Annotated in this window: 17 protein-coding genes; 12 read left to right on the forward strand and 5 right to left on the reverse strand. The window is 70.1% G+C overall.

Annotated features, from left to right (window positions below):
* Positions 1-518 (reverse strand): pyridoxal phosphate-dependent aminotransferase (locus tag V7050_RS02090; RefSeq protein ID WP_324410204.1); only part of this gene is annotated, 518 nt, incomplete at its 3' end.
* Positions 519-531: 13 nt separating this feature from the next.
* Positions 532-1,788: a tyrosine--tRNA ligase gene (gene tyrS / locus V7050_RS02095; protein ID WP_324364844.1), complete on the reverse strand. Its 1,257-nt coding sequence runs from the start codon at positions 1,786-1,788 to the stop codon at positions 532-534.
* Positions 1,789-1,854: 66 nt separating this feature from the next.
* Between tyrS and V7050_RS02100 the strand changes: the two genes are divergently transcribed.
* Complete coding sequence (locus tag V7050_RS02100; protein ID WP_324364846.1) at positions 1,855-2,937, forward strand: anhydro-N-acetylmuramic acid kinase; 1,083 nt, start codon at positions 1,855-1,857, stop codon at positions 2,935-2,937.
* Between the two features lie 2 nt (positions 2,938-2,939).
* Positions 2,940-4,040 (forward strand): endonuclease/exonuclease/phosphatase family protein, encoded by a 1,101-nt coding sequence (locus tag V7050_RS02105; protein ID WP_324364848.1) that lies wholly within the window; start codon positions 2,940-2,942, stop codon positions 4,038-4,040.
* Between the two features lie 19 nt (positions 4,041-4,059).
* Here the strand turns inward: V7050_RS02105 and V7050_RS02110 are convergent, their stop codons facing one another.
* From V7050_RS02110 to V7050_RS02120, 3 genes are all read right to left on the reverse strand, one after another.
* The gene (locus V7050_RS02110; RefSeq protein ID WP_324364850.1) at positions 4,060-5,127 is read right to left on the reverse strand and encodes a hypothetical protein; all 1,068 of its coding nucleotides are present in this window, start codon (positions 5,125-5,127) and stop codon (positions 4,060-4,062) included.
* A gap of 106 nt (positions 5,128-5,233) precedes the next feature.
* On the reverse strand, positions 5,234-5,869 hold the full coding sequence (locus V7050_RS02115) for a LysE family translocator (protein ID WP_324364853.1): 636 nt from the start codon (positions 5,867-5,869) through the stop codon (positions 5,234-5,236).
* Positions 5,870-6,520, reverse strand: a complete 651-nt coding sequence (locus tag V7050_RS02120; RefSeq protein WP_324364855.1) for an alpha/beta hydrolase — start codon at positions 6,518-6,520, stop codon at positions 5,870-5,872.
* A gap of 161 nt (positions 6,521-6,681) precedes the next feature.
* On the opposite strand from V7050_RS02120, the gene V7050_RS02125 reads away from it, so the two are divergent.
* The 10 genes from V7050_RS02125 to V7050_RS02170 all read left to right on the forward strand — a co-directional run bounded on the left by V7050_RS02125 (position 6,682) and on the right by V7050_RS02170 (position 14,927).
* Positions 6,682-7,158: an Rrf2 family transcriptional regulator gene (locus V7050_RS02125; RefSeq protein WP_324364857.1), complete on the forward strand. Its 477-nt coding sequence runs from the start codon at positions 6,682-6,684 to the stop codon at positions 7,156-7,158.
* Positions 7,155-8,213: a cysteine desulfurase family protein gene (locus V7050_RS02130; RefSeq protein WP_324364859.1), complete on the forward strand. Its 1,059-nt coding sequence runs from the start codon at positions 7,155-7,157 to the stop codon at positions 8,211-8,213. The genes V7050_RS02125 and V7050_RS02130 overlap by 4 nt, the downstream gene beginning before the upstream one ends.
* 20 nt (positions 8,214-8,233) lie before the next feature.
* The gene (sufB, locus tag V7050_RS02135) at positions 8,234-9,766 is read left to right on the forward strand and encodes a Fe-S cluster assembly protein SufB (protein ID WP_324364861.1); all 1,533 of its coding nucleotides are present in this window, start codon (positions 8,234-8,236) and stop codon (positions 9,764-9,766) included.
* An 80-nt stretch (positions 9,767-9,846) separates the two neighbouring features.
* Positions 9,847-10,119, forward strand: a complete 273-nt coding sequence (locus V7050_RS02140; RefSeq protein WP_324364862.1) for a hypothetical protein — start codon at positions 9,847-9,849, stop codon at positions 10,117-10,119.
* Positions 10,119-10,394, forward strand: a complete 276-nt coding sequence (locus V7050_RS02145) for a hypothetical protein (protein ID WP_324364864.1) — start codon at positions 10,119-10,121, stop codon at positions 10,392-10,394. The genes V7050_RS02140 and V7050_RS02145 overlap by 1 nt, the downstream gene beginning before the upstream one ends.
* A 34-nt stretch (positions 10,395-10,428) precedes the next feature.
* Positions 10,429-11,184, forward strand: a complete 756-nt coding sequence (sufC, locus tag V7050_RS02150; RefSeq protein ID WP_324364867.1) for a Fe-S cluster assembly ATPase SufC — start codon at positions 10,429-10,431, stop codon at positions 11,182-11,184.
* Position 11,185: 1 nt separating this feature from the next.
* On the forward strand, positions 11,186-12,472 hold the full coding sequence (locus tag V7050_RS02155; RefSeq protein WP_324364869.1) for a SufB/SufD family protein: 1,287 nt from the start codon (positions 11,186-11,188) through the stop codon (positions 12,470-12,472).
* A 4-nt stretch (positions 12,473-12,476) separates the two neighbouring features.
* Complete coding sequence (locus V7050_RS02160; protein WP_324364871.1) at positions 12,477-13,082, forward strand: YIP1 family protein; 606 nt, start codon at positions 12,477-12,479, stop codon at positions 13,080-13,082.
* Positions 13,072-13,707 carry a YIP1 family protein gene (locus V7050_RS02165; protein WP_324364873.1) on the forward strand — a complete coding sequence of 212 codons (636 nt, stop codon included), beginning with the start codon at positions 13,072-13,074 and terminating at the stop codon, positions 13,705-13,707. Before V7050_RS02160 ends, V7050_RS02165 begins: the two co-directional genes overlap by 11 nt.
* Positions 13,707-14,927, forward strand: a complete 1,221-nt coding sequence (locus V7050_RS02170) for a cysteine desulfurase (protein ID WP_324364875.1) — start codon at positions 13,707-13,709, stop codon at positions 14,925-14,927. The genes V7050_RS02165 and V7050_RS02170 overlap by 1 nt, the downstream gene beginning before the upstream one ends.
* Position 14,928 lies beyond the last annotated feature (1 nt).

A 14,928-nucleotide genomic window follows, 5' to 3' on the forward strand; every position in this document is an offset into this window, starting at 1 on the left:
GCGGGCGAATTGAGGATGACGAGCCGGGTCCGCGGCGTGATCAGCGCCAGCGTCTCCTCGGCGGAGAAGGCGAAGGCGTTCGCCTCGCGGATCGGGATCGGCACCGGCCGCGCCCCGGTGAACTCGATCATCGAGCGATAGATCGGAAACCCCGGATCGGGATAGAGGATCTCGGCGCCCGGCTCGCCGAACATCAGGATCGCGGCGAACATGGTGACCTTGCCGCCCGGCACGATCAGCACCGAATCGGGGCTGACCTCGGCGGCGAAGCGGCGGTGGAGATCGGCGGCCACCGCCTCGCGCAGCGCGGGGAGCCCCGTGGCGGGCGTATAGCCGTGCTGGCCGTCGCGCAGCGCCCTGACCGCCGCCTCGACGATGTTCTCGGGGGTGGGAAAATCCGGCTGGCCGATGCCGAGATTGATGATGTCGCGGCCCTGCGCGGCGAGCGCCCCGGCGCGGGCGAGCACGGCGAAGGCATTCTCCTCGCCGATCCGGTCGAAGCCTGCAATGGTCTGCATGGCCTGGCTCCCCTCAGGCTTCGAGCTTGACCAGCGCGTGCCGCTTGCGGCCGGCGGAAAGCTTGCGGGGTCCGGCGAGCGCCGCGGCATCGAGGAGCGCGCCCGCATCGGTCAGCGCCACGTCGTCGAGCCGGGCGCCGCCTTCCGCGATCAGCCGCCGCGCCTCCTTGCCGGAGCTCGCGAGCCCCGAGCGCACGAAGAGCTGCACCAGAGTGATGCCGCCCTCGGGCACATCCGCCGGCGCCAGGGTCAGCGTCGGCAGATCCTCGCCGATCCCGCCCTTCTCGAAGACCTCCCGCGCGGTGGCCTCGGCCGCCGTCGCCGCCTCCGCCCCGCGGCAGCGCGCCGTCACCTCGTTGGCCAGGATCACCTTGGCCTCGTTGATCTCCTGGCCGCCCAGCGCGCCGAGCCGGTCGCATTCCGCGACCGGCAGCTCGGTGAACATGCGCAGGAACCTGCCCACGTCGGCATCCGGCACGTTGCGCCACCATTGCCAGAAGTCATAGGCGGACATGGCGTCCTCGTTCAGCCAGACCGCGCCCTCGGCCGACTTCCCCATCTTCTTGCCGTCGGCGCGGGTGACCAGCGGCGTGGTCAGCCCGAAGGCCTCGGCCCCGTCGACCCGGCGGATCAGGTCGGCGCCGGAGACGATGTTGCCCCATTGGTCCGACCCGCCCATCTGCAACGCGCAGCCGTAGCGCCGGTGCAGCTCCAGGAAGTCGTAGGATTGCAGCAGCATGTAGTTGAATTCGATGAAGGACAGCGCCTGCTCCCGGTCGAGCCTCGACTTGACGCTCTCGAAGGCGAGCATGCGGTTGATGGTGAAATGCCGCCCGATGTCGCGCAGGAAATCGATGTAGCGCAGCTCGTCCAGCCAGTCGGCATTGTTGACGCGCATCGCATCGGTCGGCCCCTCGCCGTAATCGACGTATTTCGCGAAGACCTGATGGATGGTGTCGGCATTGGCCTCGATCTGCGCGACCGGCAGGATCCGCCGCATCTCGTCCTTGCCCGAAGGATCGCCGACCTTGGTCGTGCCGCCCCCCATCAGCGTGATCGGCCGGTTCCCGGTCTTCTGCAGCCAGCGCAGCAGCGTGATCTGCACCAGGTTCCCGATATGCAGCGAGGGCGCCGTCAGGTCGAAGCCGATATAGCCGGTGACCGGCCCGGCGCGCAGGCGGTCGTCGAGCCCCTCGAGATCGGTGCAATCGGCGATGAAGCCGCGCGTCGTCATGACGTGGAGGAATTCGCTGCGGGGGCGGAAAGTCATCGGGCGATCCTTTTGCGCGGGACCGCGCCGTTCTATAGCCTGGGCAGGCAGGACGGAAGGGCAGGGATGCGGGCACTCGGGCTGATGTCGGGCACTTCGCTGGACGGGGTCGATGCGGCGGTGGTCGAGACCGACGGCGAGACCATCGCGGCCTTCGGGCTGAGCGCCTTCCGGCCCTATCCGCCCGAGGACCGCGCGACGCTGCGCGCGGCGCTGGGATCCTGGCCGGAGGCGCCGGGGCTCGAGCCGGTCGAGGCCCTGGTGCGCGACGCCCATGCCGCGGCGATCGCCGGCTTCGCCGGGATCGAGGTGGTCGGCTTCCACGGCCAGACCCTCGCCCATGACCCGCATGGACGCGGCACCCACCAGATCGGCCGCGGCGATCTGCTGGCGCGGCAGAGCGGGCGGCCCGTCGTCTGGGACCTCCGCACCGCCGACGTCGCCTCGGGCGGCGAGGGGGCGCCGCTGGTGCCCTTCTTCCACTTCGCCTGCGCCCGGCGGATCGGCGCGGCGGCGCCGCTGGCCTTCCTCAACCTGGGCGGGGTCGGCAACGTCACCTGGGTCGATCCCCGCCGGGCTGCGCCCGAGGCGCCGGGGGCGCTCATCGCCTTCGACACCGGGCCGGGCAATGCGCTGATCGACGATTTCCTGATGCAGCGGCTCGGTCGGAGCTTCGACGACGGCGGCGCGGTGGCGGCGGCCGGCCGGGTGGACAGCCGCCTGCTCGCCGGGCTCGCGGATCATCCCTATCTGCAAAGACCGCCGCCCAAGTCGCTGGACCGGCAGGATTTCCACGGCTTCCTCGACCGGGTGGCGCCGCTTTCCACCGAGGACGGGGCGGCGACGCTCACCGCGCTGACGGCCGCCTGCGTCGCCGCCGCGGCGCGGCATTTTCCCGAACCCGCCGAGCGCTGGCTGATCTGCGGCGGCGGCCGGCGCAACCGCACGCTCATGGCGATGCTGGCCGCGGGCAGCAACGCGCCGGTCGCGGCGGTCGAGACCGTGGGCCTCGACGGCGACATGCTGGAGGCCCAGGCCTTCGGCTTTCTCGCGGTGCGGGTGCTGCGCGGGCTGCCGACCTCGGCGCCGGGCACCACCGGCGTGCGGCTGCCGGTCTGCGGCGGCCGGGTGAGCCGGCCGGAGGGATGAGCATGCTCTGGACCGCCTTGCAGCTCGCCGCGGGGGGCCTGGCCCTGGTGCTCGCCGCCGTGACCCTTCTGCCGCTTTCGGGCCGCAAGGAATGGTGGATCCGGATGTGGGACTTCCCGCGGGCGCAGATCGCGGCGGTGCTGCCGGTGGCGATGGCGCTGGCGCTCACGCTGCCTGCGCCGCTGCGCTGGGGCGCGCTCGCGGCGCTGGCGGCCTGCCTCCTCTACCAGTGCTGGCGGATCCTGCCCTTCACGCCGCTCGCGCGGCGGGAGATGGAATTCGCGACCGAGGCGGCGCCGGACCGGGACGTCCGGCTGCTCGCGGCCAATGTGCTGATGGAGAATGCGCAGCATGCAAAGGTTCGCGCCCTGGTCGCGGACAAGGATCCCGACGTGCTCCTGCTGATGGAGACCGACGCGACCTGGGTCGCGGCGCTGGAGCCGGTGCTGGCCCGCTACCCGACGGTGCTGCGCGAGCCGCGCGACAATTACTACGGGATGGTCTTCGCGACCCGGCTCAGGGCGGCGGAGGCGCGCGTGGTCTACCTGACCACCGACGACACGCCCAGCGTCTATGCCGAGCTTTCGGCGCCCGACGGGGCGCGCTTCCACTTCCTTGGCCTGCATCCGCGGCCGCCGGTGCCGGGCGAGGACACCCACGAGCGCGACGCGCAGATCCTCTATTCCGCGCGATTCGCCCGCAATTCCGACACGCCGGTGGTGACGATGGGCGATTTCAACGATGCGGCCTGGTCGGACACCTCGCAGCGCTTCAAGCATGTGGGCGGCTATCTCGATCCGCGCATCGGCCGCGGTCTCTATGCCAGCTTCGACGCCAGCCATCCGCTGATCCGCTGCCCGATCGACCAGCTCTTCGTCTCCGAAGGCGTGGCGATGATCGCCTTCGGCCGCGGGCCGCAGATCGGGTCGGATCATTTCCCGATGACCGCCACCATCCGCATCGACGCGGCGCTGGCCGCGCGGCTCAACCGGCCGCCGGCGCCGCTGGCCGGTCAGGCACGCGCCGACGTGGAGAAGGGGGTCGCGGCGCATCGCGGCCGGCTGGAAGCGGCGGCGCGCCGGAACGGCGGCCGCGCGCGCTGAACCGCCCGGGGCGGCGGGCCTATTCGCTGGCGGTGTGCAGCGCTTCGGGATCGACGACGATCCAGTTCTTGTCCGCCGTCGCCGCCTGCCCGAGCTCGCCCTGGGCCGCGGCGGATTCGGCGGCCCAGTCCTGGACGGCTTTGGTGTACTTCTCCCGCCGGTTCACCCAGATGCGCAGGCCGCCGGCGTCCACGTCGGTGCCGTTCAGCAGCATGTAGCCGTCCGAGATCGGCGTATCCCCGGCGACGAGCACCGGCCGGCGCCACTGGTCGATCCAGCCGATGATGGTGCCGAGCTTGCCCTCGTACCAGGTCATCGGATTGACCAGATAGGGCGTGAGCTCCAGCCCGGCATTGGCATCGGGATCGTAGGCGCCGTCGCGGATCTGGAAGCGCGAGGTGGTCAGCGCGCCGGTCTCGCGGTCCTTCAGCAGCATGTTCACCCCGAGCACGTTCTCGGGCTTGGCGTTGTAGCCGTATTGGGGATCGCTGGCGACCATGCGCACCAGCTCCTCGCTGGCGGCGGAGACCACATAGACCTCGATGCCGTTCTCCATCAGCCGCGCATAGAGCTCCTGCATGCCCGCGAAGGGCCTGGGCGGGTTGACCGCGTCCTCCACCAACGCCTCTCCATCGTAGTAGCGGACCGGAATCGGCGCCTCGAGCGCCATAAGCTCGTCCACGTAGCCCTTGAGCTCGGCCAGGGTGAAGCCCGAGAAGATCTGGGCGACCCAGGGATAGCAGACCAGATCGTCCACCTCGCACAGCCGGTAGTAATAGCTGAAGAGCGATTCCTCGACGCCCTCGCCGTCCTTGAACGGGATGAGCCGCAGCGACGGATCCATCGTCTCGCGGGTCAGCACGCCCTTCGATTCCATATGGGCGAGGAGCGATTCCTCGAGGTCGAACTGGTAGCTGGTGTTGTCCATGTCGAAGACCGCATAGGCGCCCGAATCGGCATTGGCGGCGATCATCGCCTCGATCGCGGCCGCGGCCTCGGCGGGCCAATGCGTCAGCTCGGCCGCCGCCGCCGGCAGCGGGCAGGCGGCGAAGGCGAGAAAGGCGAGGCGGTGGAAAGGTCTCAGCACGGATGTGTCCCCCGGATCCGATCGCGATCGCGCGAGCCTAGGGGGAAGGCGGCCGCGTCCATGGACCGCAGGCGACCAGGCGTCGGCCGAATGCGGCCATCTCGCCTCAGCGGGCGCGGGCGAGCAGGAGCTGGGCGGCGAAGGCGGCGAAGATGCTGGCGAAGAGCCAGTCCATGGCCCTCGCGATGCGCGGATTGCGACGCATGCCGGCGGCGAAGCGGTCGGCGGCCAGCACGATGATCAGGTTGATGGCGCTGCCGATGAGCACGAAGATCGTGCCGAGCGCGAAGAGCTGCGCCACCGCATGCGGATCGCCGGCGCTGACGAATTGCGGCAGGAAGGTCAGGAAGAAGAGCGCCACCTTCGGGTTGAGGATGTTGATCGCCACCCCCGAGGCCCAGGTGCCGGCGAGGCTGCGCGCGCTGCCGGCCTCCCGCGGCAGCAGGAGCGCCGAGCCGCGCCGGATCGCCTGTGCCGCGAGCCACAGGAGGTAGAGCGCGCCCGCGACCTTCAGCGCCGTGAAGAGCGCCGGGGCCGCGACGATCAGCGCCGAGATGCCGAGCGAGACGAGCAGCGTATGCACCAGGAGCCCGGTCCCGGCGCCCGCGACGGCGGCGAGCCCCGCGGCCCGGCCCTGGGTCAGCGCCCGGCCGAGGAAGAAGGTCATGTCCGGCCCCGGGGTCAGCGCGATCACCACCACCGCGAGGGTGAAGGGCAGCAGGATGGCCGGATCGGGCAGCATCTAGCGCGAGGTCTCGGTCAGCCGCCGGCGCACATAGGCCTCGACGCTGCCGATCATCTCCTCCATGCCCGGATCGAAGAAATGGCTCGCGCCCTCGATCGTCTTGTGGGTGATGGTGATGCCCTTCTGCTGCTTGAGCTTCTCGGCGAGCCCGGCGACATCCGCCGTCGGCACGACGCGATCCGCGCCGCCCGAGATGATCAGCCCCGAGGAGGGGCAGGGGGCGAGGAAGGAAAAATCGTACTGGTTCGCCGGCGGCGCCACCGAGATGAAGCCGGCGATCTCGGGCCGCCGCATCAGGAGCTGCATGCCGATCCAGGCCCCGAAGGAGAAGCCCGCGACCCAGCAGACCTTGGCGTTCGGGTTGAGCGCCTGGAGGTAGTCGAGCGCGGCGGCCGCGTCCGAGAGCTCGCCGATGCCCTGGTCGTATTCGCCCTGGCTGCGGCCCACGCCGCGGAAATTGAAGCGCAGGCAGGTGAAGCCCATGCCGTGAAAGGCATAATGCAGGTTGTAGACGACCTTGTTGTTCATCGTGCCCCCATAGAGCGGGTGGGGGTGCAGGATGATGGCGATCGGCGCGTCCTTTGACTTCTGCGGGTGGTAGCGCCCCTCGAGGCGACCGTCGGGACCGGGGAAGATCACCTCGGGCATGGGACGGAACTCCTGGCGGAACGGCGACGCGAAACTTGACGGTGTCGCGCGCCCACCCTAGAGGAACCCTGGTAAGGATGCGGTGCGACCCCAAGCGCACCCCTGTAAAGGGTCAGGGCCGCGAGCGTCAACACTTCCTTGGTCCGGTGGAGACGCGCGACATGAAACTCAGCACCAAGGGGCGATACGCGATGATCGCCCTGACAGATCTCGCCGGGCACGGCCCCGACAGGCTGGTGTCGCTCTCCGAGATCGCCGAACGCCAGAACATCAGCCTCGCCTATCTCGAACAGCTCTTCGTCAAGCTGCGCCGGGCGGAGATCGTGGATTCGGTGCGCGGCCCCGGCGGCGGCTACCGGCTCGCGCGGCCGGTGGAGCAGATCCGCATCGCCGACATCCTCGCGGCGGTGGACGAGACCATGGATGCGCTGAGCCGCGGGGCGGGCGCCTCGGGCGCTGCGAGCGGCACGCTCGAGCAGCAGCTGGCGGACAAGCTCTGGGAGCAATTGTCGGCCAATGTCTACGTGCTCCTGCACCAGACGCGGCTCGGCGACGTGGTGGGCAACCAGCTCGCGCCCTGTCCCGCCGTGCCGGCCTTCGTCGCGGTGGTCGACGACACCGACAAGGCGGCGCCGTGACCGGGACGCGGGCCTATCTCGACTGGAACGCCGGCGCGCCGCTGCGGCCGGAGGCGCGGGCGGCCATGCTGGCGGCGCTCGAAATCTCCGGCAATCCCTCCTCGGTCCATGCCGAGGGGCGGGCCGCGCGGGCCTTGGTGGAACGCGCGCGCGCGCAGGTCGCCGAGGCGCTCGGGGTCGGGTCGGGGCGCGTCGTCTTCACCTCCGGCGCCTCGGAAGCGGCGGCGCTGGGGCTCGCGGGGCGGGGTCTCGTCGGCGCCGGGATCGAGCATGATTGCGTGGCCGGATGGATCGATCCGGTCCTGCCGGTCGATCGCTCGGGGCGCGTCGCGGTCACCGATCCCGGCCGCACGGCCTTGCAGGCCGCCAATTCCGAGACGGGGATCCTGCAGGAGACGCCGCCGGGCCTCGGCTTCGTCGACGCGGTCCAGATCGCCGGCAAGCTGCCCTATGCCTTCGAATGGAGCGGCGCGGCGATGGCCATCGTCTCGGCGCACAAGCTCGGCGGGCCGAAGGGCGTCGGCGCGCTCCTGCTCGCGCCCGGCGCGGAGCCATCGCGGCTGATCCGCGGTGGCGGTCAGGAGGAAGGCCTGCGCGCCGGCACCGAGAACGTCGCCGGCATCGCGGGCTTCGGCGCCGCCTGCGCGGCAGCGGTGGCGGAGGTGGCCGACGGAACCTGGGAAGGCGTCGCCGCCCTGCGGAATAAAATGGAGGCGGCACTGGAAGCCGGCGCACAAGCGACTATTTTTGTCGGGAAGGACGCGGCACGATTGCCGAACACGTCCTGCATCGTCGTGCCGGGCTGGAAGGGCGAGACGCAGGTGATGCAGATGGATCTGGCCGGATTCGCGATCTCCGCCGGATCGGCCTGTTCGAGCGGCAAGGTGCGCGCGAGCCGGGTTCTGCGGGCGATGGGCCTCTCCGGGGAGGCCGCCGGCAGCGCGATCCGGGTATCGCTGGGGCCGGCGACGAGCGAGGCCGAGGTCTTCGCCTTCGTGGCGGCCTGGGAGAAATGCCATCGCCGCATGCGGCGCGGGGCCGCTGCAGCGGCATGACGGACGGGAAAGAGGCAAGGATGGCTGGTTTGGACAAGATCGCCGCATCAGAGGTGCGCGAGGGGGTCGACCGCGAAACGGTCGAAACCGTGCGCTCGGTGGGCGAGCGCTACAAATACGGCTTCACCTCGGACATCGACACGGAATACGCCCCCAAGGGGCTGAACGAGGACATCGTCCGGCTGATCTCGGAGAAGAACGGCGAGCCGGAGTGGCTGACCGAATGGCGGCTGAAGGCCTATCGCCGCTGGATCGGGCTCGAGGAGCCGACCTGGGCGATGATCCACCATCCGGAGATCGACTTTCAGGACCAGTATTACTACGCGCGGCCGCGGAGCATGGCGGCCAGGCCGAAGTCGCTCGACGACGTCGATCCCGAGCTGCTCGCCACCTATGCCAAGCTCGGCATCCCGCTCAAGGAACAGATGATCCTCGCGGGCGTCGAGGGCGCGGGCGCGGTGCCGGCCGAGGGCCGCAAGGTCGCGGTGGACGCGGTCTTCGACAGCGTTTCGGTGGGGACGACCTTCAAGGCCGAGCTCGCGAGGGCCGGCGTGATCTTCTGCCCGATCTCGGAAGCCGTGCGCGAGCATCCCGAGCTGGTGCGGAAGTATCTCGGCACGGTGGTGCCGATCAGCGACAATTTCTATTCGACCCTGAACTCCGCGGTCTTCTCCGACGGCTCCTTCGTCTACGTGCCGCCGGGCGTGCGCTGCCCGATGGAGCTCTCGACCTATTTCCGCATCAATGCCGAGAACACCGGCCAGTTCGAGCGCACGCTGATCATCGCCGACAAGGGCTCCTACGTGAGCTATCTCGAAGGCTGTACCGCCCCGAAACGTGACGAGAACCAGCTTCATGCCGCCGTGGTCGAGATCGTGGCGCTGGAGGATGCGGAGGTGAAATACTCCACCGTACAGAACTGGTATCCGGGCGACGAGAACGGCAAGGGCGGCATCTACAACTTCGTCACCAAGCGTGCCGATTGCCGCGGCGACCGCTCCAAGGTGATGTGGACGCAGGTGGAGACCGGCTCGGCGATCACCTGGAAATACCCCTCCTGCATCCTGCGCGGCGAGGGCAGCCAGGGCGAGTTCTATTCCATCGCCATCGCCAACAACCACCAGCAGGCCGACACCGGCACCAAGATGCTGCATCTGGGCAAGAATACCCGCTCGCGCATCGTCTCGAAGGGGATCAGCGCCGGCAAGGCGCAGAACACCTATCGCGGGCTCGTCTCGGTGCATCCCAAGGCGAAGAACAGCCGCAACTACACCCAGTGCGACAGCCTGCTGATCGGCGGCACCTGCGGCGCGCATACGGTTCCCTATATCGAGGTGAAGAACAATTCCTCCCGGGTCGAGCACGAGGCGACCACCTCGAAGGTCGATGAGGACCAGCTCTTCTACTGCCGCTCCCGCGGCATGGACGAGGAGGAGGCGGTGGCGCTCGTGGTCAACGGCTTCTGCCGCGAGGTGCTGCAAGCCCTGCCGATGGAATTCGCCATGGAGGCGCAGAAGCTCGTCGCGATCAGCCTCGAAGGCTCGGTGGGCTGAGGCCGGGGCCATGGCGGGCTTCCTGCGCAAGGTGGTCGATGCGATGGTGCTGGCATGACAATGACTCGGAGGGAAGGACGATGACGAAGACGCAGGAGATGCTCGGAAGGATAGGGTCCGATATGGGCAAGGCACGGGGCGTGTCGGGGGAGGACATGCTGATCGCGGGGCTCGTCGCGGCGCCCTTCACGACGGCCTTCGCGATCTGGCTGAGCCAGCTGACCTGGTGGCCCAATGCGATGATCATCCTGATCTGGCTGGCCGTGCAGATCCTCGGTACGTTCTGGGTGGCGGGCCATGTCCGCGAGGATGCCGATGACACGGCCGCAGGTGCGGGGGGCGAGGCGGCCTGATGCCGTTTCTCGGTGCCACGATCATCGCGGGGGCGGTGTTCTTCGTGCTGAACTTCCTGTCCAGCCTGCTCCTGGGCGGCCCGAACGTCACAACGCTCAACGCCTTCGTCGAGGCGCTGATCAAGACGGCGGTCTTCGCGACCGTCTTCCACTACGCGCACAACTGGATCGCCCGGCTCTTCGGCTGGTACAGGACCGACGATCCGGATGCCGCGCATCTCTTCGACCGCAACCCGGCGCTCGACGCGGAACGTGCGGCGCGCAGCGGGAGATAGGGCGCGGACAATCTGGAGTTTCACGAGGAATACCATGCTGAACGTAGAGAATCTTCATGTCCGGTTGGAAGAGGAGGACAAGGCGATCCTCAAGGGCGTGACGCTGTCCGTCGGCGCCGGGGAGGTCCATGCGGTCATGGGGCCGAACGGCTCGGGCAAGTCGACGCTCTCCTATGTGCTGGCCGGCCGCGACGGCTATGCGGTGACCGAGGGCAGCGCCGCGCTCGACGACCTCGACCTGCTCGGGCTCGAGCCGGAGGAGCGGGCGGCGGCGGGGCTCTTCCTCGCCTTCCAGTATCCCGTGGAGATCCCCGGGGTCGGCAACATGACCTTCCTGCGCACGGCGCTCAACGCCCAGCGCAAGGCGCGCGGCGAGGACGAGGTCAATGCCGCCGATTTCCTGCGGCTGGTGCGCGAGAAGGCGCGCACGCTCAACATCGACGCCGAGATGCTGAAGCGGCCGATCAACGTCGGCTTCTCCGGCGGCGAGAAGAAGCGCAACGAGATCCTGCAGATGGCGGTGCTGGAGCCGCGCATGTGCATCCTCGACGAGACCGATTCCGGCCTCGACGTCGACGCGATGAAGCTGGTGGCCGAAGGCGTCAACGCGCTGCGCGGCCCGGAGCGCTCCTTCCTCGTCATCACCCATTACCAGCGGCTGCTCGACCACATCCGCCCCGACGTGGTGCATATCATGGCCGACGGCCAGATCGTGGCGACCGGCGGACCGGAACTGGCGCTCGAGGTCGAGACCAACGGCTATGCCGATCTGCTGAAGTCGGTGGCCTGAGATGGCGGCTCCTGCACCGAGGCCCGAGGCGGGCGGCCTGCTCGACGCCTGGCCGGCGCCCGAGGGCGAGGCCGGCTGGGCGGCCGCGGCGCGGCGCCGGGCCGCCGAGCGGCTCCTGGCCCGCGGCGCGCCGGGGCGGCGCGACGAATACTGGCGCTTCACCAATCCCGCGAACCTGCTGGCGCTGCCGGCGGCTCCCGCGGAGGTGCTGGCGGAGGATGCCACGCCGATCTTCGAGGCGATCGACCGGCTGCGGCTGGTCTTCGTCGACGGGGTCTTCGCGCCGGAGCTCTCGGATGCGCCCGAGCTCGACGGCGTGGAGATCGAGCCGCTGGCGAGCGCGCTCGCCAAGGACATCCACTGGGCGCGCGAGGCCTTCGGCGCGCTGGAGGCGCGCGGGCAGGAGCCGGTCGACCGTCCTTTCGCCACGCTCAACACGGCGCGGGCGCGGGAGGGAATTGCGATCCGGGTGACCGGCCGCGCGGCGCGGCCGGTGAGCCTCGTCTACCTGCGCCGCGACGCGGGCGCCGACGTGCAGGTCCGCCATGTCCTGCGGCTGGAGGCGGGCGCCGATCTGACGCTGATCGAGACCGGGGCCGGGGCGGCGCGCTTCAACCAGGTGCTGGAGGCCGAGATCGGCGAGGGCGCGGCGCTGCATCATGTCCGAACCCAGGGCCGCGACCACGACCGGCGGGCGGCGACGGCGCTCTTCGCGCGGCTGGGGCCGGCGGCGACCTTCAAGTCCTTCACTCTGACGCTGAACGGGCGGCTGACCCGCAACGAGGCGGTCATCGAATTCGCCGGCGACGACGCGGTGGCGCATGTGGCCGGGGCCTGCGTGGGCGACGGCGACTTCCATCACGACGACACCGTCTTCATCAGCCATGGCGCGCTCGGCTGCGAGAGCCGGCAGGTCTTCAAGAAGGTGCTGCGCGCCGGTGCGGTCGGGGTGTTCCAGGGCAAGATCCTCGTGCGGCCGGTTGCCCAGAAAACCGACGGCTACCAGATCAGCCAGGCGCTGCTGCTCGACGACGACAGCCAGTTCCTCGCCAAGCCCGAGCTCGAGATCTACGCCGACGACGTCGCCTGCTCGCACGGCTCGACCTGCGGCGCGGTGGACGAGCACATGCTCTTCTACCTGACCTCGCGCGGGATCCCGCGTGCCGAGGCGGAGGAGTTGCTGGTGCTGGCCTTCCTCGACGAGGCGATCGCCGAGATCGAGGACGCGCGCATCGCCGCCGGCATGCGCGAGCGGCTGGCGGCCTGGCTGGCGCGGCGCCGGGGCTGAGGCGATGTCGGAGGGCCTCGTCCGGGCGATGGCGGGTGCCTATCGCGACCCGCGCGGCGCCATGGCCCGGCAGGTCGCCCGGGGCCTGAGCGAATCGCGGGCGCTCTTCCACCTGATGCTGGCGGCGGCGCTCTTCTGGGTGGCGAGCCTGCCGCGCGCGGTCGAGACGGCGCGCGGCCTCGACATCGCCGATCCCGTCGAGGGGGCGGTGGCCGCGCATCTCTTCGCCTATCTCGCCCTCGGGCCGCTGCTCGGCTACGGGCTGGCGGCGCTGGTGCATCTGGTGGCGCGCGCGCTCGGCGGGCGGGGCGGCTTTCTCGGCGCGCGCTCGGCGCTCTTCTGGGCCGCGCTGCTCGGGGCGCCGCTGGCGCTCGGCATCGCCGCGCTCGGGGCGGTGGCGGCCTCGGCGGGCGGCGCCGGCCGGTTGCCCTGGCTGGCGCTTCCGGGTTATGCGGCGCTGGGATACTGGCTGTGGCTCTTCGCCGCATCGATCGCCGAGGCCGAGGGCTTCCCGCGGACCCGCCGGGTCGCGGCCGTGGTGGCGCTGGTCTTCTGCGGCTTCGCGGCGCTCCTGGCGCTCCTTTCCGGCGGAGCGGCGCTTGCAGGGTGAATTCGACAGGGCGGGCGGCAAGCGCCCCGCGAAGGGACCGGTGACGCCGATGTTTCGCCAGCTGATGCTCGACACGCTGCTGCGCCCGCGCATCGCCGCCCGCGCGGTGCTTGATCTCGGGCTGGCGCCGGGGCCGCTCATGCAGGCTGCCGTGGCGGTGACCTGCCTCGGCATGGTGCTGAGCTATGCCGCGGCGCGGCTGACGGTGGGCGGCGTCGATGCGGTGACGGCGGCGATCCTCTACGACCCGCTGCTCGGCGCGGCGATGCAGCTCGGCATGCTGGCCTTCGCCGTGGTGGCGACGGCGCTGGTCGGGCGGCAGTTCGGGGGCCGGGGCGACATCACCGGCGCCCTGGCGGTGATCGTGTGGCTGAACGTCGTGCTGCTCGCGCTCCAGCTGGTGCAGATCGCGGCGCTGCTGGTGATGCCGCCGCTCGCCTCGCTCTTGGCGGTGGCGACGCTCGTCTGGCTCATATGGGCCTTCGCCTGTTTCGTGACCGAGCTGCACGGCTTTTCCAACCCGCTGAAGGTGCTCGGCGGCGTGATCGCCTGCATGATCGTGCTCTTTTTCGGACTGACGGTGCTGGTCGCCATGCTCGGCCTCGCACCACAGGGAGGTGGCTGATGTATGACGTCGAGGCGGTGCGCCGCGATTTCCCGATCCTCGGGCGCGAGGTGCACGGGCGGCCGCTCGTCTATCTCGACAACGGCGCTTCGGCCCAGAAGCCCCGGGCGGTGATCCAGGCGATCACCGAAGCCTATGCGATGGACTACGCCAACGTGCATCGCGGCCTGCATTACCTCTCGAGCGTCGCCACGGAGAAATACGAGGCCGTGCGCGGCAAGGTGCAGCGCTTCCTCGGCGCCGCCCGGGAGGAGGAGATCGTCTTCACCACCGGCTCGACCATGGGGATCAACATGGTCTCCTACGCCTGGGCGGCGCCGCGGTTCGAGCCCGGGGACGAGATCGTGCTGAGCGTGATGGAGCATCACGCCAATGTCGTGCCCTGGCATTTCCTGCGCGAGCGCCAGGGCGCGGTGCTGAAATGGGTGGAGGCCGAGCCGGACGGCTCGCTCGACCCGCAGCGGGTCATCGACGCGATCGGGCCGCGCACGCGGCTGGTGGCGATCACCCATATGTCGAACGTGCTCGGCACCGTGGTCGACGTGAAGGCGATCTGCGCCGCGGCGCGGGAGCGCGGCGTCGCGGTGCTCGTCGACGGCAGCCAGGCGGCGGTGCACATGGCCGTGGACGTCGCCGATCTCGGCTGCGACTTCTACGCGATCACCGGCCACAAGCTCTACGGGCCGACGGCCTCGGGCGCGCTCTACATCCGCAGGGAGCGGGCGGCGGAGATGCGGCCCTTCCTCGGCGGCGGCGACATGATCCGCGAGGTCACCCGCGAGGCGGTGAGCTACGCCGATGCGCCGCTGAAGTTCGAGGCCGGCACCCCGGGCATCGTCCAGACCATCGGCCTGGGCGTCGCGCTCGACTACATGACCGCGCTCGGGCTCGACAACATCGCGGCCCACGAGGGTGCCCTGCGCGATTATGCGCGGGCGCGGTTCGCGGGGCTGAACTGGCTGCAGATCCAGGGCGACGCGCCCGGCAAGGGGGCGATCTTCTCCTTCACCATCGAGGGCCCGGCGCACGCGCACGACATCTCCACCGTCGTTGACCGCAAGGGCGTGGCGGTCCGGGCCGGGCATCACTGCGCCCAGCCGCTGATGGCGCATCTCGGCCTGACCGCGACCTGTCGGGCATCCTTCGGGCTCTACAACACGCAAGGCGAGGTCGACGTGCTGGTCGAGGCGCTGGAGACCTGCCACGACCTCTTTTCCTGAA

It is taken from the genome of Amaricoccus sp. (assembly GCF_036846665.1).
Lineage (GTDB): Bacteria > Pseudomonadota > Alphaproteobacteria > Rhodobacterales > Rhodobacteraceae > Amaricoccus.

Excerpts from the sequence above, each read along its gene's own strand:
- V7050_RS02120 (WP_324364855.1), bottom strand. The coding sequence starts at position 6,520 with ATGCCCGAGGTGATCTTCCCCGGTCCCGACGGTCGCCTCGAGGGGCGC.
- V7050_RS02100 (WP_324364846.1), top strand. The coding sequence starts at position 1,855 with ATGCGGGCACTCGGGCTGATGTCGGGCACTTCGCTGGACGGGGTCGAT.
- V7050_RS02145 (WP_324364864.1), top strand. The coding sequence starts at position 10,119 with ATGCCGTTTCTCGGTGCCACGATCATCGCGGGGGCGGTGTTCTTCGTG.
- V7050_RS02140 (WP_324364862.1), top strand. The coding sequence starts at position 9,847 with ATGACGAAGACGCAGGAGATGCTCGGAAGGATAGGGTCCGATATGGGC.
- tyrS (WP_324364844.1), bottom strand. The coding sequence starts at position 1,788 with ATGACTTTCCGCCCCCGCAGCGAATTCCTCCACGTCATGACGACGCGC.
- sufB (WP_324364861.1), top strand. The coding sequence starts at position 8,234 with ATGGCTGGTTTGGACAAGATCGCCGCATCAGAGGTGCGCGAGGGGGTC.
- V7050_RS02155 (WP_324364869.1), top strand. The coding sequence starts at position 11,186 with ATGGCGGCTCCTGCACCGAGGCCCGAGGCGGGCGGCCTGCTCGACGCC.
- V7050_RS02115 (WP_324364853.1), bottom strand. The coding sequence starts at position 5,869 with ATGCTGCCCGATCCGGCCATCCTGCTGCCCTTCACCCTCGCGGTGGTG.
- sufC (WP_324364867.1), top strand. The coding sequence starts at position 10,429 with ATGCTGAACGTAGAGAATCTTCATGTCCGGTTGGAAGAGGAGGACAAG.
- V7050_RS02170 (WP_324364875.1), top strand. The coding sequence starts at position 13,707 with ATGTATGACGTCGAGGCGGTGCGCCGCGATTTCCCGATCCTCGGGCGC.
- V7050_RS02105 (WP_324364848.1), top strand. The coding sequence starts at position 2,940 with ATGCTCTGGACCGCCTTGCAGCTCGCCGCGGGGGGCCTGGCCCTGGTG.
- V7050_RS02125 (WP_324364857.1), top strand. The coding sequence starts at position 6,682 with ATGAAACTCAGCACCAAGGGGCGATACGCGATGATCGCCCTGACAGAT.
- V7050_RS02160 (WP_324364871.1), top strand. The coding sequence starts at position 12,477 with ATGTCGGAGGGCCTCGTCCGGGCGATGGCGGGTGCCTATCGCGACCCG.